Origin of the sequence: Endozoicomonas acroporae (genome assembly GCF_002864045.1) — a bacterium.
Classification (GTDB): Bacteria; Pseudomonadota; Gammaproteobacteria; order Pseudomonadales; family Endozoicomonadaceae; genus Endozoicomonas; species Endozoicomonas acroporae.
In genome coordinates this window covers 1-25944 of record NZ_PJPV01000045.1, presented here as the reverse complement: position 1 = coordinate 25944, position 25944 = coordinate 1, and the positions used below count along the sequence as shown (strand labels likewise).

32 protein-coding genes and 2 tRNA genes are annotated in these 25944 nt (G+C 51.4%); 10 read left to right on the top strand and 24 right to left on the bottom strand.

Annotation, left to right across the window (positions count from 1 at the left end):
* Nucleotides 1-3 precede the first annotated feature (3 nt).
* The 19 genes from CX664_RS07230 to CX664_RS07140 form a co-directional block, all read right to left on the bottom strand.
* Nucleotides 4-2253 carry a LamG domain-containing protein gene (locus CX664_RS07230; protein ID WP_145999881.1) on the bottom strand — a complete coding sequence of 750 codons (2250 nt, stop codon included), beginning with the start codon at nt 2251-2253 and terminating at the stop codon, nt 4-6.
* A gap of 325 nt (nt 2254-2578) precedes the next feature.
* Nucleotides 2579-2932, bottom strand: a complete 354-nt coding sequence (locus CX664_RS07225) for a hypothetical protein (RefSeq protein ID WP_101746086.1) — start codon at nt 2930-2932, stop codon at nt 2579-2581.
* Nucleotides 2932-3537: a hypothetical protein gene (locus tag CX664_RS07220; RefSeq protein WP_101746085.1), complete on the bottom strand. Its 606-nt coding sequence runs from the start codon at nt 3535-3537 to the stop codon at nt 2932-2934. Before CX664_RS07220 ends, CX664_RS07225 begins: the two co-directional genes overlap by 1 nt.
* Complete coding sequence (locus CX664_RS07215) at nt 3538-4191, bottom strand: phage adaptor protein (RefSeq protein WP_101746084.1); 654 nt, start codon at nt 4189-4191, stop codon at nt 3538-3540.
* 3 nt (nt 4192-4194) lie between these two features.
* The gene (locus CX664_RS07210; protein ID WP_101746083.1) at nt 4195-4512 is read right to left on the bottom strand and encodes a hypothetical protein; all 318 of its coding nucleotides are present in this window, start codon (nt 4510-4512) and stop codon (nt 4195-4197) included.
* 109 nt (nt 4513-4621) lie between these two features.
* Nucleotides 4622-5488, bottom strand: a complete 867-nt coding sequence (locus CX664_RS07205; protein ID WP_101746082.1) for a hypothetical protein — start codon at nt 5486-5488, stop codon at nt 4622-4624.
* Nucleotides 5489-5522: 34 nt separating this feature from the next.
* Nucleotides 5523-6515 (bottom strand): hypothetical protein, encoded by a 993-nt coding sequence (locus tag CX664_RS07200; RefSeq protein ID WP_101746081.1) that lies wholly within the window; start codon nt 6513-6515, stop codon nt 5523-5525.
* Between the two features lie 235 nt (nt 6516-6750).
* Nucleotides 6751-8787, bottom strand: coding sequence for a portal protein (locus CX664_RS07195; protein WP_101746080.1), 2037 nt, complete (start codon nt 8785-8787; stop codon nt 6751-6753).
* Nucleotides 8788-8896: 109 nt separating this feature from the next.
* On the bottom strand, nt 8897-10504 hold the full coding sequence (locus CX664_RS07190; protein WP_101746079.1) for a terminase large subunit: 1608 nt from the start codon (nt 10502-10504) through the stop codon (nt 8897-8899).
* Complete coding sequence (locus CX664_RS07185) at nt 10480-10839, bottom strand: hypothetical protein (protein WP_101746078.1); 360 nt, start codon at nt 10837-10839, stop codon at nt 10480-10482. The genes CX664_RS07190 and CX664_RS07185 overlap by 25 nt, the downstream gene beginning before the upstream one ends.
* Before the next feature lie 2 nt (nt 10840-10841).
* Nucleotides 10842-11090: a hypothetical protein gene (locus CX664_RS07180; protein ID WP_101745988.1), complete on the bottom strand. Its 249-nt coding sequence runs from the start codon at nt 11088-11090 to the stop codon at nt 10842-10844.
* A gap of 2 nt (nt 11091-11092) precedes the next feature.
* A complete protein-coding gene (locus CX664_RS07175) occupies nt 11093-11500 on the bottom strand; it encodes a 3TM-type holin (protein ID WP_101746077.1) in 408 nt (135 codons plus the stop codon).
* Complete coding sequence (locus tag CX664_RS07170; protein ID WP_101746076.1) at nt 11493-11891, bottom strand: M15 family metallopeptidase domain-containing protein; 399 nt, start codon at nt 11889-11891, stop codon at nt 11493-11495. Before CX664_RS07170 ends, CX664_RS07175 begins: the two co-directional genes overlap by 8 nt.
* A gap of 166 nt (nt 11892-12057) precedes the next feature.
* Complete coding sequence (locus tag CX664_RS07165; RefSeq protein ID WP_101746075.1) at nt 12058-12591, bottom strand: hypothetical protein; 534 nt, start codon at nt 12589-12591, stop codon at nt 12058-12060.
* A 9-nt stretch (nt 12592-12600) separates the two neighbouring features.
* Entirely contained in the window at nt 12601-13956 is a 1356-nt protein-coding gene (locus CX664_RS07160; protein WP_101746074.1) for a DNA cytosine methyltransferase, read from the bottom strand.
* A gap of 15 nt (nt 13957-13971) precedes the next feature.
* Nucleotides 13972-14454 (bottom strand): DUF1367 family protein, encoded by a 483-nt coding sequence (locus tag CX664_RS07155; protein WP_101746073.1) that lies wholly within the window; start codon nt 14452-14454, stop codon nt 13972-13974.
* 46 nt (nt 14455-14500) lie between these two features.
* Entirely contained in the window at nt 14501-15079 is a 579-nt protein-coding gene (locus tag CX664_RS07150; protein ID WP_145999880.1) for a hypothetical protein, read from the bottom strand.
* Complete coding sequence (locus CX664_RS07145) at nt 15012-16163, bottom strand: hypothetical protein (protein ID WP_101746071.1); 1152 nt, start codon at nt 16161-16163, stop codon at nt 15012-15014. The genes CX664_RS07150 and CX664_RS07145 overlap by 68 nt, the downstream gene beginning before the upstream one ends.
* Nucleotides 16160-16501 (bottom strand): hypothetical protein, encoded by a 342-nt coding sequence (locus CX664_RS07140; RefSeq protein WP_101746070.1) that lies wholly within the window; start codon nt 16499-16501, stop codon nt 16160-16162. The genes CX664_RS07145 and CX664_RS07140 overlap by 4 nt, the downstream gene beginning before the upstream one ends.
* A gap of 285 nt (nt 16502-16786) precedes the next feature.
* On the opposite strand from CX664_RS07140, the gene CX664_RS07135 reads away from it, so the two are divergent.
* Nucleotides 16787-17428: a LexA family transcriptional regulator gene (locus CX664_RS07135; protein WP_101746069.1), complete on the top strand. Its 642-nt coding sequence runs from the start codon at nt 16787-16789 to the stop codon at nt 17426-17428.
* On the opposite strand, the gene CX664_RS07130 is transcribed toward CX664_RS07135, so the two are convergent.
* Nucleotides 17423-17902, bottom strand: coding sequence for a RusA family crossover junction endodeoxyribonuclease (locus CX664_RS07130; protein WP_101746068.1), 480 nt, complete (start codon nt 17900-17902; stop codon nt 17423-17425). The genes CX664_RS07135 and CX664_RS07130 overlap by 6 nt on opposite strands.
* A 178-nt stretch (nt 17903-18080) precedes the next feature.
* Here CX664_RS07130 and CX664_RS07125 point away from each other — a divergent pair, with 178 nt between their 5' ends.
* From CX664_RS07125 to CX664_RS07090, 9 genes are read left to right on the top strand one after another with little or no spacing between them, the layout of a single operon-like run.
* Nucleotides 18081-18413 (top strand): hypothetical protein, encoded by a 333-nt coding sequence (locus tag CX664_RS07125; RefSeq protein WP_101746067.1) that lies wholly within the window; start codon nt 18081-18083, stop codon nt 18411-18413.
* Nucleotides 18370-18774: a hypothetical protein gene (locus CX664_RS26265; RefSeq protein ID WP_180966407.1), complete on the top strand. Its 405-nt coding sequence runs from the start codon at nt 18370-18372 to the stop codon at nt 18772-18774. The genes CX664_RS07125 and CX664_RS26265 overlap by 44 nt, the downstream gene beginning before the upstream one ends.
* Nucleotides 18764-19546 carry an ERF family protein gene (locus CX664_RS07120; RefSeq protein ID WP_180966406.1) on the top strand — a complete coding sequence of 261 codons (783 nt, stop codon included), beginning with the start codon at nt 18764-18766 and terminating at the stop codon, nt 19544-19546. The genes CX664_RS26265 and CX664_RS07120 overlap by 11 nt, the downstream gene beginning before the upstream one ends.
* Complete coding sequence (locus CX664_RS07115) at nt 19547-21106, top strand: YqaJ viral recombinase family protein (RefSeq protein ID WP_101746065.1); 1560 nt, start codon at nt 19547-19549, stop codon at nt 21104-21106.
* On the top strand, nt 21106-21597 hold the full coding sequence (locus tag CX664_RS07110; protein ID WP_101746064.1) for a single-stranded DNA-binding protein: 492 nt from the start codon (nt 21106-21108) through the stop codon (nt 21595-21597). Before CX664_RS07115 ends, CX664_RS07110 begins: the two co-directional genes overlap by 1 nt.
* A 26-nt stretch (nt 21598-21623) precedes the next feature.
* Nucleotides 21624-21944, top strand: coding sequence for a hypothetical protein (locus CX664_RS07105; protein ID WP_145999879.1), 321 nt, complete (start codon nt 21624-21626; stop codon nt 21942-21944).
* A gap of 40 nt (nt 21945-21984) precedes the next feature.
* Nucleotides 21985-23232: a Rha family transcriptional regulator gene (locus CX664_RS07100; RefSeq protein WP_101746062.1), complete on the top strand. Its 1248-nt coding sequence runs from the start codon at nt 21985-21987 to the stop codon at nt 23230-23232.
* A gap of 14 nt (nt 23233-23246) precedes the next feature.
* A complete protein-coding gene (locus CX664_RS07095; protein WP_101746061.1) occupies nt 23247-23453 on the top strand; it encodes a DUF4224 domain-containing protein in 207 nt (68 codons plus the stop codon).
* 11 nt (nt 23454-23464) lie between these two features.
* Entirely contained in the window at nt 23465-24517 is a 1053-nt protein-coding gene (locus CX664_RS07090; protein ID WP_101746060.1) for a tyrosine-type recombinase/integrase, read from the top strand.
* An 87-nt stretch (nt 24518-24604) separates the two neighbouring features.
* Here the strand turns inward: CX664_RS07090 and CX664_RS07085 are convergent.
* The 4 genes from CX664_RS07085 to CX664_RS07070 all read right to left on the bottom strand — a co-directional run.
* Nucleotides 24605-24691, bottom strand: a tRNA-Leu gene (locus CX664_RS07085).
* 33 nt (nt 24692-24724) lie between these two features.
* Nucleotides 24725-24811 (bottom strand) — tRNA-Leu (locus CX664_RS07080).
* 393 nt (nt 24812-25204) lie between these two features.
* Entirely contained in the window at nt 25205-25528 is a 324-nt protein-coding gene (locus tag CX664_RS07075; protein WP_206679367.1) for a helicase, read from the bottom strand.
* Nucleotides 25529-25750: 222 nt separating this feature from the next.
* The coding region (locus CX664_RS07070) for an HU family DNA-binding protein (protein WP_145999878.1) at nt 25751-25944 on the bottom strand (194 nt) is incomplete at its 5' end.

Genomic DNA, 25944 nt, shown 5'->3' with positions numbered 1-25944 from the left:
GGCTTACCCCAGCACGCTGACCTGCTCAGGGGTTAACGCCCGGTGCCAGATTCTGAAATCCCGGATATGACCATTGAGACACTGCTCTCCGGCACGACCCAAGGCTACATCATTGGAGTTATAGATACGGGTAAGATTCCCCTGATTCCCTGAGCCAATCTGCTGTCCATCCAGATAGACGATCAGTTTTTGTTCCTCTCCTGAACTGACCAGCCGATGCATTTGGGTATCCGTCACCGCAGGCATAATTATATCAATGCCCTGACGTACCCGCAGACCATCATAAGAACCGGAGCGGGGCCACACCACCAGCGCCCAGCCAGAGACATCGTAATCTGGGTTATAGCCATTGCAAAAAATCAGGTAGTTGGTCGCACCGGGTATTTCCCCCAGAGTGTTGAAATCGATACTCCAGCTCATGGGGGTGCGGGAGCTGTGCACAAGATTGTTTGCACGGGGAATGTTCAGATAATCCTGTTCCCGGCTTGCAACACTGCCATCGGTAGGAATATAGGAAGTGGCGAATGGCAGTGCTTCCAGCTGGACGCCATAAATAAAAATGGTGCCGGGGACACCGTCGTTTTTACGGACCTGAAAGCCCTGAATATTGTGATTACCATCACCGGGATCAACGGAACTGACCTGGTAGCGCTGCCACTGGGTAGTGAGATTAAAAGTCGCTCCCTGCTGGCCTACTGACGCCTGATTTTTAAAATCGATCTTGATCTGTTCGCCGCCGACACTGCCTTTCATCCAGATAGATGCGGTATGGGCTTTTGTCTGATCGAATCCGCTCAGGTTGTATGTCAGCAGCCAGGCGCTGTTACCAACAAAATCCAGCTGTGCGGCTGAGTTTTCAATATTATCGGGGCCAGTTTCGGCGTTGTCGGTAATCACGGTGGTCGAACCATCGGGATACTTTACCCAGTGAGATGAGAAATGATTGCTGCGGGGGACAATATTGGTGCTACTGCCTTCAATCAGAATACCCTCCTGCTCAAAGGCAGGTTCGTTAATCTCGGCTTTGGTAAGCACACCGGATTTATTGGTATACCACTTAATGCCGTTGCGATGGAACGACGCTGAGCGGGTAGGCAGGTTGATCAGCTGGCTGCCATCCCGGGCTGGAGAAATATCCAGCTGATCTGCGGGGCCGAAACCTTCACGGATCTGTAAATCAGAAGTCAGTGGTAGATGAAAATCCGGTGCCGGAAGCGAAGAGGCAACCAGGGCATCCCTTACCGTTTTCAACCCTGCAATTTCATCCGCTCGACTGGCGGCAGCATCCGCCCGGTCAGCATGGCTTTCTGCCAGTGCGTTATTATCTGTTGAACGATTCGCTTCCGACTTGGAGCGGTTGGCTTCGGTATTGGCACGGGCTGCATGAGCGGTGGCATCGGTAATGGCCTGATCCACATTACCAAAACGACCGGCAAAATCTTCAACGTAATTCCGATGGGTTTGGGCAAGGTTGGCTTGACTGGATGAACGATCCGCCTCGGTGGTGGCTCGGGCGGTTTGATTATTGCCTTCTACAATGACCCGACTGATCTGGTTATTTCCTTCCGTTTGAACCCGCAGTACCTGACCATCGCCTTCAGCTTTTACACGGTCAGATTGTTCAGTACCTTTGTTGGCGATAAGCGTCTGCTGGTTGGTGCTCTCTGTGCTAATCAGGTTTCGCTGGTTTATACCTTCCTGGACAACGTCACCCCGTTCGGTATCGCCAGCATCAATCACCCGCCGTTCCTGGCTTTCTCCGGTGGCGATAACTCTGGTGTTTTGCTGGTTGCCTTCATCAGTGAGTGATTGCAGGGCATTAGCGACGGTAGTATTGAATGCAGTGACAGTATTGCCAACGTCCACCTTGTCACTGGCCACCCGGACTTTATCTTTTGCCACCGCCCCGGCAGTGTTCAGCACGGTATTGTGTTTGGCGGTGATATCTGACTGTCGACTGATCACATCGGTCTGGCGATTGATGATATCGGTCTGCCGGTCTTCTACATCTTGTCGGTTGGTGGATACCTCTAACCGATCCGCTTCAACCTCCCCATGTTTGGCGACGATATCTGTATGGCGCGTCGCTACATCACTCTGGTCGTTGTCCACATCAGACTGCATGTTTTCAATATCAGCCTTCATCTGCTCAATGGCTATCTTGTCTTCGGCTACGGCCTGACGCTGAGCCACAATCAGATCGGCCTCACCGATCAGGGATACCTTGATATCCGCCAGTTTCGGGTCTGACATATCCTTGTCCTGTTTGGTTTGAACCAAAAATGTTCATGACGATGGTTTGTCACCCTCTGTCATGAAAGCTTTAGCCACAGAGTCACGGAGACACGGAGGAAAAGCGTTTTTCTGTTCTCCGTGCTCTGTGCCTCCGTGGCAATTTTCTTTCATGGCAAAGACACAAATGCCCATGGCGCGTGAAAATATTTTGCGCCACCCTCAGGGATGAAAAATGGTTAAGCAAAATATTTTTCACGGCAAAGGGCACAAAGGAAAAGACAAGAAACAGCTTTTCTTTGTGTTCTTTGTGCCTCTTGTGCCCTGTGGGTATTGTGGTGAATCTTTAAGAAATGGCGTGGGTGACTCCAGAGGTGAGGGTTATGGTACCCATCATAAAGGTTCTGACACCGGTACCGTCTGGAGTGGAAAGCTGGATATCGTATTCGTAGCGATAGGGTGTCAGCTCATTGGTATCCGTCGGCGTGACAATAACTATTGCCTCAGAACCGGCAATGATCTGTCGTTTTTGCAATACCGCTTCACTGTCAGGCTGCATCCGGTGAAACTTCAGGGTGAAAATTAATGTCCAGCCCGACAGGTCAGCTGGCTGGTCGTTAGCATCAGTAAACGCGACCGGAATAGTGAAGCTGTCGCCCCGAAGGATAGGTGGAAGATCTGTGGATGTGGGCAATGGCATCAGACAAATCTCCTGCGGGTCACCGACTGTTCACCACCACTGGCACCCACCAGTCCACGAATGCGCTTTTTATTCAGCTCCCGTTCGTACTTTTGCCGGTTCACTTCTGACAGTTGTGGATTGGTCCAGGGCTCGTCAGGCATCATTTGCAGATCAGCCAGTACGCCCCAGCAGGCAAACTCCAATGTCAACTGGCCCAGATCGTCAGGTACTTCCACGGCATCAAAGGCAGGCATCAGGGTCAGTTCAATATCGTGCATCTCATTCTTATCCGGGATTGGCGCAACGGTCAGTGTCGTTGTCTCAAAGTGCCGGTAGTAGTAAGGCGTTCCGTTGGAAATATGCGGGGGGAGCAGATCACGGCTTTCCAGTCGGGTACCGTCCTCCCGCTGGATGTTCTGCACCGTGGCAATCTCGGTTCCCGTGGGTGCAGTCAGGGAATATTGTTTGATGCCCTTGACCATAAACAGCTTGTCACTGTGGCGCCACAGGTTCGCCCGATGACAAATATCCCGCAGGGTGATGATCAGATAGTTTTTGATGACCTGGTCCGGGCAGCCCTTGGCATAAGGCCTGATTCGGGAAAGATAGGCGTCCAGTTCCATTTATCCCTTCACCTTGCCCTGAAGCATCTGCCGAAACATTTGATCCACGTTCCACTTCAGCCCCAGGTCATTAGCAAACATGGCCAGGTAACTCTGGGCCTGCTGCATATTGGCTTCCGTTTCCATATCCATGCTGAAAGCCCTGAACAACATGTAGTTGATCACCGGGTTAAGCCACAGCTCGTCGAGGCTGAATAGTTGGGTATCGGTGTCAAAATCCGTAATCACTATTCGAGCAGGAGCCTGACTAACCAACAGGTTCAGTTGATGATCCGCTGGTGGTACCGGGTAGATATAAAAGACAGCGGGGCTTTTTTGGTCGTAGACAAATTGCTCCACTTCCATGCCGGTGGCCGTGGTCCAGTTGGGTAGCAGGCTGTCCAGACTGTTGCGGGTGGTCGCAATCACCGTTCTGCCAGTGTCCGGGTTATCCACAATATCCAGCAGTCGGTAGATGCCAGGCGGCAGCGACTGCACGGCCTGTGCCTGACAGGTGAAAGTCAGTAACTGCGAGTTCACGTCAGGCCGGTTCTGCACCACGGCCAGCAGTGCTTCGTTATAGGCATCCAGCAGGTCGTTATTGCTCCACCTGGGAACGGTGGTATTGTCCTGAAGCAAGTTGCGAACCCGCTGGATAATGTCGGTAACCTTCATAACCTACAGCCGGTTACCTTGCTGGTCACAGAACTCCAGATCCACGCCCATCCGTTTCTTCAGCCTGGGGTTGTAGATAAAGACGCTATTGGTGTTCTTGTTCAGCACAAATTGCAAAGGCTTCCTGCCCGCCATAGGTGAAGACGTAGCTTCCTCTGGCTCTTCCGGTTTTACCAGCGGATCACCACCATTCATCAGTAAGCGAACTTCGTCTTTTAAATCATCCAGCTTTTTGCGCTTGTCCAGCTCCACGTTAAACATCTGCCGGGTAAAGGACTCCAGTTCGTCCTTGCTGCGGCAGGTTTGCAGATCAAAAGCCATAGTTCAATATCCTTTTGGTTTATTAGCCACGGAGGCACAGAGACACGGAGAAAAGAAAGGCTTTTCCTCTGTGCCTCCGTGTCTCCGTGGCAAAAATAAAAGCATGAATTTAAGAGCGTTTGGCTGCCAGCAGCACACCAGCATCGGGCTTCAGTACCTTGTAGCCATACACCTGCAGGCCACGGTGCCCCATGCCGAAGTGCTTCTCCAGGGTCAGGCTCTCATGCTTGATAAACTGCGATGCAAACCCGGCAAAGTCCTTCACACCCGCCATGCACTGGGTAATGCCTGAAGCGGTGGCCAGGTTGTTGCTGCAGTAAAGCGTGAAGCGGTCAATGATGCCCAGCCTTCCGTTACGCATGATGGAGGTACCATCCCCGGCCAGTGACGCATCCTTCAGCTCAGACTTCTTGATCATCCCGCACACCCAGGGTGGCAGTACCAGCCAGCGGCCGGACTCGGGAATGTTCTTCTCGTCCAGCAGGGTGCCCATATCGACGATGTAATCCAGCACATTGGACTTATCCACAACCACGCTGGTACCACCGCCGTCGATCTTGTTATCTGGATGGACATCGGTATAGATATTCCCAAGTACATCGCCGTCTACCGCGATCTTCACGTTTTCTGCTGCATCAGCAGAAGACTCGTTGATCAGCTCGATATTGGACTGGACACTCTGGATATAGTCATCAATAAAGGCGTAGTACTTGGTCTTGTCGATGGGCATTTCCACCTTGGGTGGTTCCAGATCCTGATACTCAACCCCCACGGCACGGTCATAATCCGCTACCGTAATATCGGGGCGGGTACGGATCACTACCTTGGAGCCTTCCGACTGGATCTCACCCTCCCAGTTGGTGTTGCAGATAGCCGACAACACGGTTCGTTTATAGAACTTCGCGTTGAGCTTTTTGGAATAAATAACGGACAGGGCATTTGCCATAGCCCCCGTTGGAAACGTGGTCGTTGCCATGATTCAGATCCTTTGAATCTCTTTCGAGAAACGGTTAGAGCCGACCTCCCTGCTTAATCCACTGGGCCAGAACCTCATCGAGTTTTTCCTCGTTGGCATCAAACTCTTTCTGCGGCATAGCCGCTATCTGTTCCAGTGTCATAGCGGGTTGGCGACCCTGAGTGGTCGGTTTCGAACGGGACCGCACTGGCGGCTCGCTCATCTGTTTTGCCTGCTGTATTTTTTGCGCTGGATCGGGTGCTGGTTTTGGCGCTGGCTTATTCAGACCGGCAGCCTCTTTATAGAGACTCATTACCTGCGCCGCTCCCAATGGGCTGACACGACTCAGTTCCTGTACATCAGCCGTTTGTCGTGCAAACCAGCCTTTAAAGTCCTCACTGGCAGAGATTTGTTCCACATCGGGATGAAGACTGCGCAACTTGCTCCAGAATGCCTGTCGAGCCTGATCGGCCTCCTGCTCCTGCCGTGCCTTCTCAATAACCGCCAGCCGCTGCTCCAGTTTCCGGTTGAGCTGTTCCGACTCATCCAGCTTGTTAAACACCGGATCCAGTTCCTGGTAGTCCTTACGGAGTTCCTGAAACTGATCAGACGACTCTGGTTCGCTATTGGGTTGGTTCGGCTGACTCAGACTCTGCTGACTGAGCAGATCCACTTTGGCTTGCAGCAAAGCCATCTGTTGCTGAAGCTCCGTATTGCTGCGCTCCAGATCAGCGGCTTTTTGCGTCGCCCGGGTCATCAGGGCATGGGCATTCTTGCGGGACTCTTCCGCTTTGGTGTACTTGTCCTGCCAGTCTTCACCGCTCTCTTCACGAGATGTGGGGGCAGGTGGCTCTGACTCTTCGTCAGTCGCTTCCGGCTCCGGTGCAGGTGGCGGGGGTAACTTATCAGCGGGCGGGTTCTGGTCGGTCTGCTTGTCCTGCTCGTTCTCTTGTTGTGCAAAAGCGGCAGGGGCTTCCGTATTTAGACCCATAAGGGCTGCAAGTTCGGCGTCAGTTTCCTGATCCAACTGTTCGGCATCGATTGCCATCTTCACTCTCCCTGTGGGGCGCTGAGGCTTGTCCACATTTGGTTTAACCTGATCTTGTGGGGCCTGGGCTTATCCACATATTTCAGGCATTCACCGGTAACCGCTCCATGCGTTACCAGCATACCGCCCATCCCTGGGCATAAAAAAACCGCCGAAGCGGATTAGTTTTTACTGCTGTTTCAAATACGTCGCTGCCCTGAGCTGCAAGGCGATAATGTCATCCAACTCCTGCACTCTACCCTGCAGGACGCGCAAGTTGGTTGAATCCTGGCACGTTGCCAGTTTCTCCAGCAGCAACTTGCGTCGGCGCAGAAGATACTCCTCCACCACTTCGTACTCCGGACGATTGCTCACCGTCAGAACGGCTTCCGCCTCCTGCGGCTTCAGGTGCATGGGATTGGGCATAGAGTTCTTCCTCGGGTCTCAGGGCTTTGTCCGGATCAATATCCAGAGATTTCAGGTATTCGTTATACAGATAGCGGTGATCGGTCATGGGACCCAGCACCGGATTCATGCTGACGTTCAGGGCACTCATCATCCGCTCTGACTGCAGCTCTTTGGCCACTAACGCGGCACTGCCCATGGCCACCACATCCAAATCGCCCCGCTTGGCATCTTCGCTGTCACTCCAGCGCATGGCGAAATTAAACAAGCTGTCAATCAGCGGAACAGTTGCGTAGTCGTCTATATTTTTTACCACGCTTTTCAGGGCCACATTGGCAGCAGTCATCAGCATGCTCATACCGCTGGCGGTTTTGTTCAGGCTCTGAGTCTGTTCACCATGGGTATAACTGGGGAGCGATGTTTCTTCATCCGCAAATCTTCGAAACATTTCAAAGATGCCGGACAGATCCTTCTGGTTACTTTGAATATTGATTGCCTGAATCATTGGTCCTTCACCGGCTTCACCGTCATAGAACCAGAGTCGGTAGGGGTAGATTTTCTTGGCATCCTCCAGGCTCATGCCTTCCGGAAATTTGCTTACATCCATCTGGAACATGGGGCCAGCGGTCAGGGCTGCATTATCCAACAGGGCTCTGCCGGTGGAGTTCATCACATCCTGACTGTCGTTCATCATGTAGGGGATACCGATGCCCCAGAATCGGTGCAGCACACTTTCATAAGGAACAAACTTGTAGGGGATCGCTTCCGGCTTCAGCGGGTTCAGTCTGGCCATAATCATCCGGCCATCGCAGATCCAGATATTGGCCTGGTACTCTGCCTGTTCATCAATATCGGTAACGCCATACTCCATCAGCTGATGGCCATCCACCGGCCCCCAGTACTCCAGCACATCAAAGCGCTGAGGCGTAACATATTGCTCATCGTTATTGTTGATATTACGCAGTTCCCGTTCGTAATCTTCAGGAACATGATTACCCTGGGGAGACTCCATCAGAATGGCGTGAATGGTATCAGTCTCAAAACCGGGACTACCTGCCAACTCCCGAAACTCATGTTTGGTCAGCACATGACGGCGAAACAGATCGTTCGGCTTGCCGGGATCATGGGAGTAGGGGTCGGGGAACAAATCAAAGACACTGGCCCATTCAATATCCGGCTCAATGCTCTGATGCTCATTGAGTTTCCATTCATCACCTTCACTTTCCCACTTCTCATGGTTCCGGATATTCAGGGTTGCTACCTTGATACAGCCAGTTCCAAGGGTCACCTGTTCACGAACCATCTTTTTGATTTCGGTGAGTGCATTGGCATTGATCAGATAATCCTTGATCAACCGCTTCATTTTCATGGCTGCGGTATTGGCCTTCTCCAATGCTTCTGCCAGCAGCTCCCGTTCCATCTCATCGTTACGTTCCTGGATAAGTTGGTTTCGGGTTCGGGGATCAAGTCGATATGGCAATAGTTCCTGAATAGCCATCATCCGAATCTGCTGCTTAATGGAGGCAGGAATATCAGACAGTGGACTGGGAACAATATCCCAAAAGGAATCCACATTCTGAAACAGCAGATCAATAAGTCGGGAGTAGGCAGCATTGACTTTGGTAGCAGTGATCTTGATAAACACCCGGCTCAAGGCCTGCTGCTGTTCCATCACCTTTTCTTGCTCGGGACCGTATTCACCCTTTACTGCCCGCAGCGCATCCAGCCACTCATCTTCCACTTCCCGCCTTGCTTCCCGATAGCCTTGCCAACGACTGTAGAGATCCGATGCAAAAGCATCACGAACCGCTAGTTCACGACGCTCGTTGTCCAGCTCCGTCTGAGTCACCTCATCCGGGGTAGCGACCATCACCAGTCCGTGTTCCATTACCTGACCTTCTTGCCTCTGCGTCGCTGCCACTCAAAACGATGACCGGCCATAATGGCTGGCCAGCTACCCACCACCTGCTGAGTAAAAAGAATGATTGTCCGTTCCATCAGTAAGCCGATTTCCCTGGAGAGCGATATTTCAGCTCATTGATATTGATTTTCCTGCGGGGCAACTTCAGCACCATTTGTTGAGCGATGGCATAGCTGACCACCCGATCATCAAAACAACCTTCCTGGGCGTTGGTAGCACCGTTATCTTCAATGACGTAGGTCTGGCACTCCTTTACCGTATCTACACTGCAGATCCCCGCATCACCATCCCTGAGCAATGCCGCCAGGTGATCAATCATTAACGGTTTTGATTTGGTCGTGGTCAGCCAGCCGATCCGCTTGGTGCGTTTCTGGGTACGCTGATCCACGGTGGTTTCCATATAGAGGTTGGGATACTTCAGATCTTTCAGCTTGGTGATCGTAGTCAGACCGTGGTTATTTCTTTCCACACCGATCAAGGCATTGTTGTAATAACGCCCCAAATGATTAAGCATCTTGCCCAGATCATCCGGTGCCACATGGCCAGACCAGTGTGCCACCTGATAGCCAGAACGATCCAATACGTCGATGGATGAATAATCACCGTGCTTGTGTTTGTCATTGATGGGAGCTAATCCTTCAGCAACATCGCAACCGATGACATACTGCTGACTCCCCTCCACTGGGTACCAGATGTTCAGTAATCCCGGTTTCTTCCGGTTTAAACCATTAGGTGTCAGTTCACACTGCCATTTGGGCGAATAGCATTCCTGTTTAGCCGCTTCGGTATGCTTGGGATCAAAGACAGGCCGACCAGAGAACAGAAAAGCTTCCTGAATATTGCAGGGGTATTCCTGTTTGAACTTGTCTTCCGACTTCAGCTCATAGATTTTCTGGCGACGCCACTGCAGCTGCCCATCATCCAGATCATAAGTCTGTTTCAGGTATCGTTCGTCGGCATCTGTCGTGAACTCGGCGGGGACTTGGGCACGGTATTCGTCCTGCCAGAACCAGGGGATAAACACCAGTTCAAAATCACCGCGACCAGCATCAGCGTCCATAACATAATCATAAAACACACCACCGACGCCGTTAGCAGTGCTCTCCAGAATAACTTCGGTATTGTGTTCATTGGGTACTGCCTGTAATACACCGGCCAGATGTTCATCCGCATTGGGCCAGAAGGCGACTTCTGATCCGTGGAACAGTTGTGCTGTGGATGAACGTCCAGCTCCCTTATTGCCAGCGGTACCAACCCGATACCCGGAGTCATGGAAAAATTCCAGTAACTTGGAGCTTTTGTTTTTCAGTTCCCTCTGGGTAAACGGTGGCTGATTTTCGTGATACCGCTGCACCATATCAAACAGGTTGGCGGTGGCATCCGCTTCATGGGTCAGGATATAAGCCCGTAATCCCTTGCGATTGCTCACCAGCCAGTAAAACCGGCCTTCAGTATAGGTAGAGCAGCCCTGTTGTCTGCCTTTGAGTACCACGATTCTTACCTTACCGGTACGCTGTCTCTGATCCTCAATCCGACTGTCCAGGTAGAGCTGAGCCTTGTTTAGCCGAAAGGGAATTACCTTGGCATTCTTGGTGCGAATCTTCAGGCACTTGCTTGCATAGAACGTAAACTCGGTGAGCAGCCTCTCCCGGGCTGGCTTTACCCGTCCTTTTCTTCCAGCCATTCGTCCAGCGTCGGTATCTTTTCCGCTACCACTGTCTGCTCATGGCGATCCCGCCAGTGGTAACGGTTTTTCATATACATAATCAACATGGCTGGCGAAACATCCTTGTTAAGCCCCAATGCTCCCTGCATGTATTTCTCTTCCCAGAATACCTCTGCCAAAACATCTGCCTGAGCCACGGCCTCAGCAAATTCCTCATACTTGTCCATGTATGACAGAAACGTGTTATAGCTGATCCCCATTTCCGTAGCGGTAGCCTTGCGACTTAAACCGGTGCTCATCAGCTCCTTCACCTGATCACACATTTCCGGTTTGTATTTGCTGTGGTTGGCCATGGTTAGAATAACTGTTTGATAGCAAAGGCTATGATGCCTGCGGTAGTGGTGGCAGCGATCCATTGAATCACACTGCTGATGGTCGAGTTTTTGAGTACGGCTTTCTCAATGGTGTCCAGCCGTTCCTCACTGCGCTTTTCCCGCAGCGCCAGGTTGACCATCCGCTCATCGTGTTTGGCCAGGGTCTGCAGGATCTGGGTGATGCCGTCCAGCTTTTGCTCAATGCGATTGAAGCGGTCTTCATCACCCATGACTATCTCCTTGCAACACCCTTGAGTTTCTCAATGGTTCGGGCACCACCCAATCCGAGTAGACAGAGCAACAGAGTAATCACCGTACTGGTGTCTGCTATGGGTAACTGTTGGACCACTTCAGACTTATCAACAAGCATCAGTCCGATGATCACCACATCACGAACAATCCAGGTCCAGGCAAGAATAAACACACAGAGCCAACCAAGAGCGGGTCGCCAACCGGAGACAAAGACGGAGGGATGTTTGGCTTCTTCGATATTGGCCAATGCCTGGAGAATATGAGGCTGTTGCAGCTGGCGATTCAAAGACAGTTCAGCTTTGGCTCGCTCTTCATCAGATGTAAACAAACCATCCAGACCACCCATCAGCTCTTTGGCTATTCCTGCCATTGGATTCAGGTTAATCATCGTCCACCAGCTCAAAGTGTGGGTAATCCCTAAACCGATGATCCTTTAACTGACCATCCCGATCCCAGTCACCACCCCAGCGCAGCTTGATGCCCATACCCTCAGCAACCCCCAACACATACCCGGCAAAGTGCGCGGATCGCTGATAATCAAACCAGTCCAAGGGATAAGCCATTACATCCACCGCCTTGCTGGGCAGCTGATTGTGGTTACTGTCTGGCCATTGCAACTGCGACTGACCATTTTCAAACGCCAGCATCTGGGCAGCTTTGCCCCGGTGACCACAAATAATCGTGCAATCGTAATGCTCAATTACTTTCCTGAAGACACGCTGAAGCCGCTCATCACAAGTCGACAAATGTCGCCTGGACGAAGCGGAAAAGTGAAACATGAAGCCCCTTTTTTATAGTGGTTCAGTTTGGAGGGATAAAAAAAAGAAAACCCGGCAATGAGGGCCGGGTTTCTTTGAAGGATTCAAGCGACGGGGAAGTGAATGATCGGGAACTTTCCCAGCCTGAGCTTTTACCGTACTTTGTGGGTCATTTTTAGTCAAGGCCTCAGTTTTCATATTTGATAGCACCTGCTTCTTCCAGTAACTCCTCTGCATGATCCTCTGCCAACCTGATCCATTCGTTGCACACGGCTTCACAGGCAATACGCCAGCGATAAAGTGTCTTACGGCTTTTTGCGGTAATCTCTACTTTGCCTTTCTTCTGCTGCATATCAGGGTGCTGCAATAGCCACATCAGATAGAGAGAAAGCATCACCGGATTCTTTCGGATCGCTTTGGGTAACCGTTCATCACTCCTGAAAAGGTGAGTTACCCGTAGCCATGCACTGGAACGGTTCGCCTGATTATCGTCATAGCGAATCGTCAGAATGGCAAAGAGTTCTGGCTGCATTCTTTCCCGCAGGTCTCCCTTTCGGATACCATCATCACCCAGTCGTTCATCTCTGGTGCTGCGATGCTTTGGAGCAACCGCTGTCTTTCGATAACCGGCGTTGATATCCTGCTGCCAGCTCGCGGTTTTCATCATCAGTTCCGGTGTTCCGAAGATCCGCATCAGGGCTGGCTCCAGGGCAAAGTACATGATGGTCTCCTAACGCAGGGCGGTCTGGATACGATTTCCGATCCAGCGCATAACCGGTACCGCCATAGAGTTACCCAGAGCCTTGTACCTTGGGCCATCCGGGCACTCTTCTGCCGGTTTATTTTTCCACGGGATGGCACTATACCCATCAGGAAAACCCTGTAATCGTTCACACTCCACCGGAGTTAATCGTCGTATGGCTAACTCGGCTTCGCCCCCGGAGCTACTGGCAACTGAGTGTTTATCTCCAGCTGTTAGCGTGTTCATCGGATCGCCAGACTGACCGATACCCAGACCATTGCCTTTTCCGTCCTGATGTTCGCCGCGCTTACCGGAATGGCGGGTGGCCTGATCATGAATCGGTATCGCCACTGCGGCACTCAATCCGTTACCCTGAGCCTGTAAGGTCATTGCGACAGTGTTGGAGTGAACCGGATCATCTTTTGGATTGAAGGCGATGGTCGGATGGTTATCACCCATATGGGCACGAAGGCAGGGTGATAATTCTGATGACCAGTGGCCACCCAGCCGTGACATGGCACCGGGCTCAAACACCACCAGATCCGTAGCAACCTTGTAATCTCTCTGCTTTAACGTCGAGGATGTTTTACCAGGGCCGTACTGACCAAAGGCGGTCATATCGTAGGCACTCAGGCTGCCCGTGAGGCCACTTGCCTTAATGCTTTTTCCAGCGGGGGAGGCAGGCTCTTCCCACGCTTCTGTGCCCGGTTCAGAATCCCGGAGCAGGCTCTCGGACTCAAATAGAACCGGTTCCCGACGGGTCCAGTCTCCAAAATCTGCCAGAGCAAAGACCCTTCGACGACGTTGGGGTACTCCATAAAATTGAGCATCACACACCCGCCATTCAACAAGCCCTTCCTTACCGAATGAAACTCCAGCGTACCGCCACTTTTTTGGGCCAGGCTGCTCGGGGCATGACTGGTCAGTGCCAGTAAGTAATCGCAGTACTTCAGCAAAGTCCTTGCCCTGGTTACTGCTGAAGGCGCCGGGTACGTTTTCCCACAGGGCGAAGCGGCAGTTGCCGTGTTTTCTGGCCCACCGAATAATCTGTATTGCTGCGAAGAAGAGTCCTGATCGTTCACCATCAAATCCTTTTCGTTTGCCAGCCACCGATAGATCCTGACAAGGGCTGCCAAACACCACCAGATCAATAGGGCCGAGTTGCTTGATCATGGCTTCGGTGATCTCGGTCACGCTGCCAAGGTTGGGTATATCGGGGTAGTGGTGTTCCAGTACGGCACAGGGGAACGATTCGATCTCGGCAAAACCCACCGGCGTCCACCCCAATGGATGCCAGGCGACCGTCGCTGCTTCAATCCCGGAAAATAACGACAGGTATCTCATGGATTCCCTTCCTCCCTACGCAAAGTTGATAAACCTTTCCACCAGTGCTTCCACCTTGGGCCGACTCCAACCCCGCGCTGGATGAAGCACGTACTGGAGCAACACATCCACTGCTGTGGAGTACAACAGCTCAAAATTTTCCTGGCTCATACTTGAGAATTTCAGGCTTCTGGCACGAACGCGGACACCACCGTCCGGGTACCCGATCACGTCATAAAATCCGGCCTTCACGGTCACCCAGCGACGGAACTCATCAAAGTTTTTCTCAGGAGTAAACCACTGGTCAGCCCCTTCCATCCGGTATGGCTGAGGCTCAAAGTAATCAAAACCCAGCTTCAGCAGGGCAAAGAACTTGCGGTGAAAATGCGGGTTACGGGCTTTACGAAACTCTGCCCGAATCACCTGCCCGGTCTTCAGCTGCTGAACGAATAGCTGGTCATCGTCGGATACTGGCACCAGCACCTGCGTTCCCACTTTCTGCAATGCCAGCTCCGCCATCAGACCGCCTCCGCAAAGGCCAGGTATTCGCCATCCCTGAGCCCGTTCAAGAGAACATGCTCATCAGTTTCTGCCGCGCACCCTGCCCATCCAGCGGGTCAATGCCCTGTTCGGCCATGCTCCCCCTGAACAGCTGATTCGAGTGGATGGCCGGATCAAACTGGTGTTCGATGGCAAGCTGATCTTCCAACGGAAGCCCTTGGCATTCACGGTTAACCAGCTCCTGATAGGCCGCCCCAAACTTGCACTTCACGTTACGGCACTCCTCGGCATTCCCGGCGGTTCTCAGCTCATGCCAACCCGCCTCACGTCCGGCAAGATAAACCGCCCGATGGCTCCAGCCGTGGTGACTGGGTTGACCAGAATACTCATTGGCTTCCTGCCAGGCTTTCGCCAGCGTTGGCAAGCCCAATTCTTCCGGCAGTGGCAGGCAGAGCTTGCGAAACTCCGGCGCTGTCGGTGGCCATTCGCCACCGGCCAGTCGTACACGGTTGAGACCAATTTCCAGCTGGGCAGGGTGTAACCCGTCCAGCGTTCTCTGCCACTCGCCGTTGCGGTCAGCCAGACCGTAGGCACTGGTCCACTTCTGGCCGAACAGCGCCGTCATGGTCGAAAACAGCGTCACCAGATCTTTCCGGCTCAACGTCGTAGATATTCCCTCCGCTGAAGTTGCCCGTTCTTTCGGGTTGGAGGATATGGGCGTTGGCCTGTTCGACCTGTTCAACCAGGCTGAGTTTTCCAGAATTTCGCTGCCGGGCTTCATAGTTCACCATCCATGGATTGCTGGCGTTATCGGGGTTGTTCAGGTAGGTCGTGGTGGTCTTCACGTACTGGGTACCCGTTGCTCCGGTTTCGTCACAGTAACGGGCGTAGTTCAGGATGTTGGCCAACAGGTCGTCACAGGAGTGTCCTTCCCGCAGCCGGGTTTTGTAGTGGCCAAAGGTTTTGGTTTTATTGCCCTTGTCACCTTCCCGTTTCGGATACTGGCTCCACCACTCTTCGAAGGATTCAGAGAAATCAGCCTTGCCCGATTTGGCATTTTTCGCAGTCGCACCAGTCGTGCTCCCGGCACTTGATGGCACTTCCCCCATCCTGGAGGTCGCACCAGTCGTGCTCCCGGCACTTGATGGCACTTCCCCCATCCTGGGGGTCGTGCGATCGTCAGATCGGACATATGTCTTGTAAAGATTTCTCTTATTCTCTATTTCTCTATTTCTCTTATTCTCTAGGCGAGATTCTTCCGAGCAGTTGCCGAGCATCTTCCGAGCACTTTCCAACAACGCTTTGGTTTGCTTCGAGCCCTTGTAATCACTGGCTTTGGCAACCGCCCTTTCGATAACGGGTATCACTCCGGGCAATTCTTCCAGCAGTATCTGTGGCAGTTTGACCAGCAGCTTCAGGCGGGCATCAATCTGGGTGATATTGTCCACAGGATTGTGTTCCATGAACTGCGGAATGCAAATGTACTGGCACTGGTCAGAGGCCAACAGGAAACCGCTCGCCGTTAGCTCGGCAATCGCTCGCTCGACGCTCGGCTCTTCCCAGTTAAGGTCTGCCGCGATATAGCCTTTTGGCATCCTGAAGATACCAATCAGGTTCCCGTGACCGGTGGTCAACAGGTAAAGCGCCAGCAGTTTGGCTTTATCTGACAATGACTGAATATCATCACTGATCCAGAACTGCCCAGAGACCTTGCCAAAGTCCTTCATACACAACCTCCATCAGCAGCTCTGCGGCCAAACCACCGATTGGTCTTCCGCTTTACCTGTTCATTTTTCTCCATCCAGTTGGTGATGAACCGAGTAAACCGCCCTTCACTGCACCCGGGGAAACGGTCCTTCATGTAGGCATAAGCATTGATCAGCTCCTGCTCTACATTGATGCAGGGGTAGGTTTGCACCAGTTCGTCATAGAGATCATGAGGCATTTCAAAGTGCGGGTGATGACCACGGATTGGCCAGGGAATCTCATACCAATGGAGCGGCAAGCTCTCTTCATCCATGCTGTCCTGGCTCAGGCTGTCCTGGCTCATGCGGTCTTCGTTCATGCCGCACCTCCCATTACAGTGAGAAAATCCATTTGGGGTTGGTCAAGGCTGGATACTTTGCGGGACTGGTCGTAGTTTGGCCGAGGATTGCTGTTAGGCATGCTCATTATCAAACATCCTTTTGTGATTATTATGGATACGTAAACTAACTTATGTTAGCTATGCGGATGAGAATAACCATTTTTATTCAACCTTGTAAACAATCAAATAAGCAGCTTTAACAACGGCAGTGATTGGCAAGACGGCTTCTGTGATACATTGCTACCAAATCATGGAATAACGAGAATGGTGGAAAACGTGTCAATGCACTGGACTGAGCGCGTTAAGCAAAAAACCAGGGAGCTGAATCTGTCGGACGCTAAAATTGCCCGGGAGATTGGCTGCAGCTCGGCGCTGTACAGTATGTGGATGAACCAGACACGCAATCCCAAACTGGAAAGCAAAATCGCCATCGCCAAGGCACTGGGTGTCAGTGTTTACTGGCTGGATACCGGGGAAGAAGAACCCAATCCCAACGCCCTGCCCGTTATCAGCCTTGATGATATAGACGCCTTTTATCAGGAGATTGAAAATAAGCAGAAAGCCATCAAGAAAGACTCAGGCATTCGGATTATTGAGTCGGATAGCGAAAGTTTCCTGATCCGGCTGGACAATGACTCAATGATAGACCCGGGGAATGCGGAAAAAACTCTGATTCCCAATGGCAGCACCATTCAAATTGACCAGGAGTGCAAGCCGGTACCCGGTAAAATACTGCTGATAGACATCGACGGTCAGATGCTGCTGAGAGTCTGGCAACGGATTAACGCCAACCAGCATATTTTTAAAATGATTAATCCACACTATTCTGAATTGAAAATATCCTACACCGGTGATGTTATGGACATATACAAGGGAACTGCCGTGGGATTCAGTTGCCCGCTATAACTGCCAGCTCAACACCAAAACGCCTGGCTGCTGCCCATAAACCTTAATGCAGCGGCCATCGACAATCTGCTTGTCATCCTCCCAGACAATACCATTCAAGGCATCGCAATACAGCTTCGCCACATTGTCAAAGTCGGGCTTTACCGCAGGCCGGATCTCTCCGGCCAGGGCTGCAGAGCGCTTCTTCTTTGACCAACTCACCGGTACCGGAAATACAGCCAGCACCAGCACGCCGATCTGACCTTTCATCAACGCTCCCTGCCTCTGCTGTTGTCCTGAATAGTGCGCCTGCTGCTCTGCCTTTTTTGTTGCCTCTGGGGTATAGCACCGTCCCCGACGGGTAAACCGTGGCCGACCTTTGCCGGCAGGAACGGTGTTAATCAGCACTGACTGACCATCTATTTTTGTGAATGGTTTCAACTCATTTGTTAAAGATGCCGGAAGCGTATCCAACCAATTATCGACAAATTCCATATCATCCAACCCTGGTTTTAAGCCTGAACACTACAGCCTCTTCGAGAAAATCAATTATCAGATTTTATCGACTTGATATTTTCTATATAAAAATACAATCAACTAACATTTGTTAGTCTTAATATTTTTATATTATAACTTTTGTTACTTAAGTATTAACAACAACAATGGAGCCAAAATGGACGCAGTTACCCGCGATCTCAACCGGCACCTCAATGCCATTGACGACAGGGAAGCCCTCGAAGAGACCATCGAGTCCGAACTGGAACGGATTGAAACCCACATTCAGGCACAGATCGAAGATCACAAGCACATCATCATTGCCGGTTTTGGCGTTCTGACCCCAAGCAACTTCCTGACCTTTCTTACCCTGGAAGAATTTCACCCGATGCAGGGCTACCGCTGGCTGGCCGTGAAACAGCTGGTGCATGACTGCAACGACGAACACTCCCGGCTCTCCGGCTGGGATGTCATTAACTACGCCAGCAAAAGAGGTTATTGCCGTGGCTAATCAAACCCAAATCAACCGACTGGAAGAACCCGTCGTCACGGGTATCAGCGACTGGCTGAACATCAACCAGTACACCTACGACTACGGCAAGGTCTGCATCCTGAAGGACCAGATCGCCAGCAATATCACGCCGGATATGACGGTGCTCCAGATCTATCGGGTCATCCGGGATGAAATTACCGCATGGCGTAAAGACCCGAAAACGGCAGATGCCGTTATCGTTGATTTCCGCGCCTGGTGCGAACTGCACCGCACATTATCCAGTGCATTGGAAAAGAGTTTCCGGATGGAAATTGCCGACCAGGTGCTGGCCGTCAGAAACCGTATTCACCGGGACGAGGCCCTTCGCCATGCCAGCTAAAAAGAAGACCGAACTGATGGAATCTGCTGACGTGTTGCCTGTGGATAAGCCTACACCTGCCCTGTCTGAAGTGGGCCAGATCATGCAGTCGGCCATTGACCAGAATGCCAGCATCGACACGCTGGAACGGGTAATGAACCTGTACGAACAGAGCCAGACCATTGTTGCACGACAGCAATTCAATGAAGCCTTTTCCCGCTTTCAGCAAGAGATGCCAGTGGTTAAAAAGAACAAGACCGCTGCCTTTAACACCAATAATGGCGGTCGCATGGAGTACTCCTACGCCTCCATTGATGATGTGGTTGCTGCGGTTCAGCCGGTTCTTCACCGCTACGGACTGAGCTACTGGTTTGAGCAACAGCAGAATGGGCCAAACATCACCATCACCTGCAATCTGACCCATGTATCCGGCCACACCATCTGTAACACGGCCACTGGTCCTATGGATAACACCGGTAAAAAAAGCCCTCTGCAACAGATCGGTTCTACCGTGACTTATCTGAAGCGACAGACTCTGGTCGGGATTCTTGGCGTGGCCTGCACCGATGATGATACCGATGGTTATGTGCCCGATATGAATGACTCGACCCAGTCACCGGTTCACAACCATTACTCCGATGAAGACTTCCAGCGTCTGTTACCAGAATGGCGGGCATCCATTGAGTCCGGCCAACAGAGTGCAGATCGGATTATCCGAAAAATCAATTCCAAAGCCCCAGCCACCCCACAACAAGTACAACAACTGAAAGCCATCCAACCCAGAGGTCACTAAATGGAAATTCTCGATATCCAACAGGGGACGCCTGAATGGCTCGCCCTGCGCCAGAACTATTTCACCGCCAGCGAGGCACCGGCCATGATGGGCGACAGTCCCTTTCTGTCCCGTGACCAGCTGCTACACCAGAAGAAAACCGGCAGCACACCGGAGGTAAACGAATTTCAGCAGAAGAAATTCGATGCCGGGCATCGTGCCGAAGCAGAAGCCCGACCGTTGGCAGAGAAAATAGTCGGAGCGGATCTGTTCCCAGCCACCGGCGTCACCATCATTGACGGTTTACCTCTGCTGGCCAGCTTCGACGGGCTGACCATGGTGGAAGACCTGGTCTTTGAGCACAAGCTCTGGAATGAAAAGCTGGTTGCCCAGATCGAAGGAGAAGGTATTGAACCTGCCTATTACTGGCAGTTGGAACAACAACTATTGGTCAGTGGTGCCGAACGGGTTCTGTTTGTTTGCTCTGATGGTACCTCTGCCAACCTGCACCATGTTTACTACGAATCCCAGGACTATCGTCGTGAAGCTCTGATCGCTGGATGGAAGCAGTTTCAGGAAGATCTGAAAAATTTCGAGCCGAAAACACCATCACAGGTACTGGAAGGAGAAGTCATTCAGGACACCACCGCTCTGGTGGTACAGCTGGATGGTTCTGTTATCGACTCCAACTTGCACCTTTTGGAAGAACAGATCTTCAAACGCATTGATTCCGTCAAATCGGCACTGGTTACCGATCAGGATTTTGCTGATGCCGAATCGGCGGTGAAGTTTTTCAAAAAGACGGAAACAAAGCTGAAGGACGGCAAAGAGACTGCACTTGCCCAGGTACCGGATATCGCCCGTCTCTTCACCCGCATCGACCACCTGACCGAGGCCATGGCTACTAAACGCAAGTCTCTGGATAAGCAGGTCAAGCATCAGAAGCAGCACATCAAAGACAGCATCGTACTGAAAGCCGTCACCACCCTGGAAAAAGAACGTCAGGTGATTAATACCGAACTTACTCCCGGCTGGATCGCTGCAGTGGTTACACCTGCTGATTTTCAGGAGGTGATCAAGGGTAAAAAGAACGTATCCAGCATGCAGTCTGCGGTAAATGACCGGCTGGCACAGGCTCGGATCGAACAGAAGCAGCAGGCACAGGACGTAAAAAACAATCTGGCGATATACCGAAAAATGGCAGCTGATAAGGACTACCTGTTTCCGGATCTGGATGTGCTTCTTCATAAAGAGCAGTCCGACCTGATGGCCATTATTGAACTGCGGCTGAATCAGGAAGCCAGGCAGAAGGTAGCTGACAAAGAACCCGAACCGGTAACAGAACCTGAAAACGCCGAAGACCAACCGGACCTGCTTTACACCGATGGAGAGGTCACCGAAGAGATCCTGACCGACGATATCTACGCCATGGAAAAGTGGCTTGGAAAAGGCTCACTGGACTGCTATCGCTTTGACCACCACGGCAACGAATACCGCATCGAACTGATCATCCGTCGTGCCGCACTAATCACCCCAGCTCAACAACTCTCTCTAAAACCAGAAGAAAAGGAGACCGCCTGATGGCCGCATCCCTGAACCGCGTCACCCTTATTGGCAGGCTGGGTAAAGACCCGGACTGCAAAGCCACCGCCAATGGCAATGCCGTCACCATTCTCTCCATCGCCACGGAAGAGAGCTGGAAAAAAGATGGCCAGAAACAGACCCGCACCGAATGGCACCGGGTAGTACTGTACGGCAAACCTGCTGAACTGGCCGCTCAGTATCTGGCCAAAGGCCACAGAGTCATGATCGAAGGTCAACTCCAGACCCGTAAATGGCAGGACCAGAATGGTCAGGATCGCTATCAGACCGAAGTCGTGTACAGCGGGTACAACGGCAAGCTGCTATTTCTGGAAAAGAACCCCAATGCTCAGCAGGCACAGCCTCAGAACTATCAGTCACAACCAGGCACACATCAGAACCAGTACGCCAATGCCCGGGATGGTGCTCATGCTCCCCAGCCCATGCAGACACAACAATATGACTCCTACGACGACTCCATCCCATTTTAAAGGAGCTTGTGTTAATGAAAGCCGGAATGAGCCCACTCACACCCGATGATCTGGCCCTGGCCATAGAGATAAAACAGAAGCAGACCGCTGGTCTCAGCTCGGAACAGGAGGAAAAGGAACTGGCAAGAAAAGTCATGCTGGCGGACCGGATCGGTGACGAAATGGAAGGCCTGCAGCTGAATGCAGAAACCGTACTGATTGAAATGACCACCCTGATTGTGGCCATCACCGTAGGTATTCACAGCCCCCAGGCGCGGGATCAGTCGATGCTGGTCACTGGGCTGATCCTGCAACGAATAAGGGATATCAATCAGGACCCTGTCGTAAAGAGCAGTGCCATCCACTGAAACACCATAACAAGACCATAACCAGAAAAGGGAATTGAAAATGGCCGCAACCACTCTCCATCAAAATGGCAAGAGCATGAAAGGAATCAATATGAACACCACCCATACCCCCATCAAGCCCTCTTCCAGCCAGTATGGATTTATTCCGGACAGTGCAGTGACCAGAACAGAAATGGTTATGTCCAGCCGGGAAATTGCGAAGGCACTGGACAAGGAGCATAAAAATGTCAAAAGAGACATTGAAGTCATGCTGAGCAAGCTTGGAGTGGGTACGCTCAAATTTGAGCATACCTACGTCAACCCGCAGAACAAGCAGGAATACACCGAATATCGGCTACCCAGGTTTGAGTTCGAAGTGCTGATCACCGGATACGATGTTAAGCGTCGGGCGGCGGTTATCAATCGATGGTATGAACTGGAATCCGGGCAATCTACCCCCCTTGTCCCCCCGCTTGCCCAGGAACCACCAGAGCTTGATCGCCATCAACTGCTGGAAATCAATATGGACACCAGCCTGAAAGCCATATCCTTTGTTAAGGAATACGGCCTTGAAGGCAATCAGGCCATGCTGGCAGCAGACCGACTGGTGAAAAGCCAGATCAACTTTTCACCGCTGGAAGCCATGGGCCAGAAACAACTGGTGGCACCTGTCCAAGCCATGACGTTTACGCCAACCCAGCTCGGGCAGATGATGGAACCACCACATGATCCCCGTCAGGTGAACAAGTTACTGGAAGCGGCAGGACTTCAAATCAAAATCGATAGCCTTTGGGTACCCACCGATCAGGGTCAGCCACTCTGTGAAATCCTTGATACCGTCAAAGCCCATAACAACGGTGCACCAGTAAAACAGGTGAAGTGGTATCAGACCGTACTGGATCGCTTGCAACCGGCTCTCCCCGATGAATCCAAAACTGAATCGATCGATCAGGATTGCCGCTATGCTGATCCTGCGGTGGTTGGATCTGACAGCGATGACAAGCCTGCGCAAAGAAAACAAAAGCGCAAACGCAACCGCTACGAACTGGATGATTACTTCTCTCTGGTAGAGCTGGGCGAGTTTATTGGTCGCAGCCGTCAGCATGTGGTGGAGGTACTGGAAAAGCACCGGCTTATCAAATGGATCGGTCAGGGCAAAAGAGGCAAGTACCTGCTTACCGATAAAGGCTGGCAGTTCGGCCTGATGTACGACCCGACGGAAACCTTGTTCCACAACCGAAACAGTAAGCGACTGACCACCAGTAATGCCCAACCGGTTCTCGGTTACGACATTTTGAAATTCTTTTAAACCGGGTCGGCGATATGGATGCGCTTATTTCCCAGCCTGACCTGATGGCGTGGTCAGGCATTAAGCAAAAGGCGGCACTGGTCAAATGGATGGTCCAAAACCGGATACCGTTTTACTACGGACGTAATGGCGAAGTGGTCACCACCTATGCCGCCATTAACCAGCCATTGATCGGCACAGAGATACAACAACCAAAAAAACAACCACTCAAATTCCTGTAGGAGATGTATTGATGGGAAGACCACGCAATAAAGAGAATGCTCAATTGCCGGATGGCGTTTACCGAAGCAAAGGGCGTTTCATTTATAAGCCTTACCATGGCCGGGTTGGCCAAAAGAATGTATACGGTGCTGAAATCGTTCTGGGCCCGGAAACCATGGCCATGTCCAAACTCTACATGGCCATTGAGAACCTGGAAAAAAGCTCTGACCAGACGCTGGGCTGGCTGCTGGATGAATATCTGGAGTCACGAAAACTCAAAAGCCAGAGCAAGGATTGGCAGTACAACAAAAGGCTGTACACCCCCAAGGTGAAAAACTTCCCCGTGGAAGGGTATGGCACTTTCGGTAAAGTACCGCTGGCGCTGATCACACCACCATCATTGAACCGGTTCTATGAAAAATTTTCCGACAAACCGGGCGCCGTCGCCAATGCCCGCAAACTGATCTCCAGTGCATGGAGCTGGGGAAGAAGCCATCTTGAAGGGGTACCACCTAACCCATCGCTGGATTGCGAAGCACTGCCAAGACCAAACCGGCAAGATGTGTACGTCAGCGATGAAGACTACGCCTGCGTTTACTATCTGGCCAATCCCTTCTGGAAAGCCATGATGGAGTTTGCCTACATCTGCCGGGCAAGACGTTCCGAGCTGATCAATATGAAGCGGGACCAGCTGCTGGAAAAAGGCATACAGCTGAAACAGGTCAAAGGCTCACTGGATGAAATCACTCTCTGGACACCACGACTGAGAAAAGCCCTGAAAACCCTTGATGATTACAACAACGGTGAAAAATTTGAGTATGTGTTTGGAGCACCCAACGTCCCTGCCAAAAAAGGCATTCAAATGTCACCGGGGCAAAAGATGCATAAAAACACGCTGGACAGCCAGTGGCAGAAACTGATCAACCGTGCGGTGGATGAAGGGCTCATTGACGAGAAATGGCACTTCCACGACCTCAAGGCAAAGGGCGTCTCTGATCATGAAGGACTGGTCTCCGGCCATAAAACACTGGAAGCGAAGAAAATCTATATCCGAAAAACCCAGGAAGTACAGGGTACGAGATAACAAAAGGGAAGAGAGATGAGAGAAGATATCACCGGGCAGCTGTCCGGTTTTTTTTTGCCGTCAATTACACGACATGTCTTTGAGAATTGGTGCCCAGGAGAAGACTCGAACTTCCACAACCATACAGTTACCAGCACCTGAAGCTGGCGCGTCTACCAATTCCGCCACCTGGGCATATACGACAATTTACTACTTTTTAACGATGTTTGGTGCCCAGGAGAAGACTCGAACTTCCACGACCTTGCAGTCACTGGCACCTGAAGCCAGCGCGTCTACCAATTCCGCCACCTGGGCATCGTCAAAAATGTTGCTGAACTTTATTGCACTTTGGCGCAAAAAACAAGGCGATTTTTTAGCCAGAGGTTTTAGGATTTATTTTAGGAAACGACATATGTCATCTACCTTAACAAACCTGCAAACCTTTGTTTTCCAAGGACAAAAGTCTGAAAACAAAACAACGAACCGTCAAACACACACCAGCACCTGAAGCTAGCGCGTCTACCAATTCCGCCACCTGGGCCTTGCCACCACCGTTCAACATCTCAGCGATGCGGCGCATATTAGAGATCACTGGGTGGACTGTCAACCACTTAAAATACGATTAACCAAAGTTTATGTCTGCTACGTATCCTGCCATCAGTTATTTACCCGGCATCCGATAGAAAGGCGTGAAGCGGATAGTATTCACTACCCCTTCATGGCTCTGGTCATGGTTTGAAACCACATCACTTTACTGAGATCACCGGTTGCCACGATATTCTGCTCCTGAACACCAAGCATAAAGGCTTCCCGGGTATTTTTCGCCGTCAGGATTTCAAACCCTTTAGCGGCACTGGAGAAAGAAAGTTCAAATGTTGGCTCATTCGTTGTTCCGGCAACCGGGTAAACCTGTTTGTCTTTGACAATATAATGACGGGCTACACCATCCTTACTGCTGAGCTGAAAGGTCAGGTCCTGGCCTTCCAGCGTCTTTTGAAATGAGGGGTTCTTTCGACTGGCACGTTTCATCATGAAACCTAGTGCCCATAACAACAATTTGAACTTCATTACTTCAGTCCCGAACTCTATAGAGGCACATAAAAAGAAAACACTTCCCCATGGAGCAACTTGAAAAAGCTGGCAATGGAAAAATGCTTTCTGAAAGGTTGTGCAAATAGTATTGATGAAGAGGGTAATACCAGTATCCGTATTTTCTGGCCAACGCCATCAATTGCAACTGAGAGATCTGTCTAATCAGTTTACGGCTTCTTTCAGGGCTTTACCTGGCTTGAAAGCAACCGTCTTACTGGCCTTAATCTGGATGGTTTCACCGGTTTGAGGATTTTTACCGGTACGGGCTGCACGGCTGCGTTGTTCAAAAGTACCAAAGCCAACAAGGTTGACAGAGTCTGGCTGGAGTAATACAATAAGTGCAACAGGCTGAAACT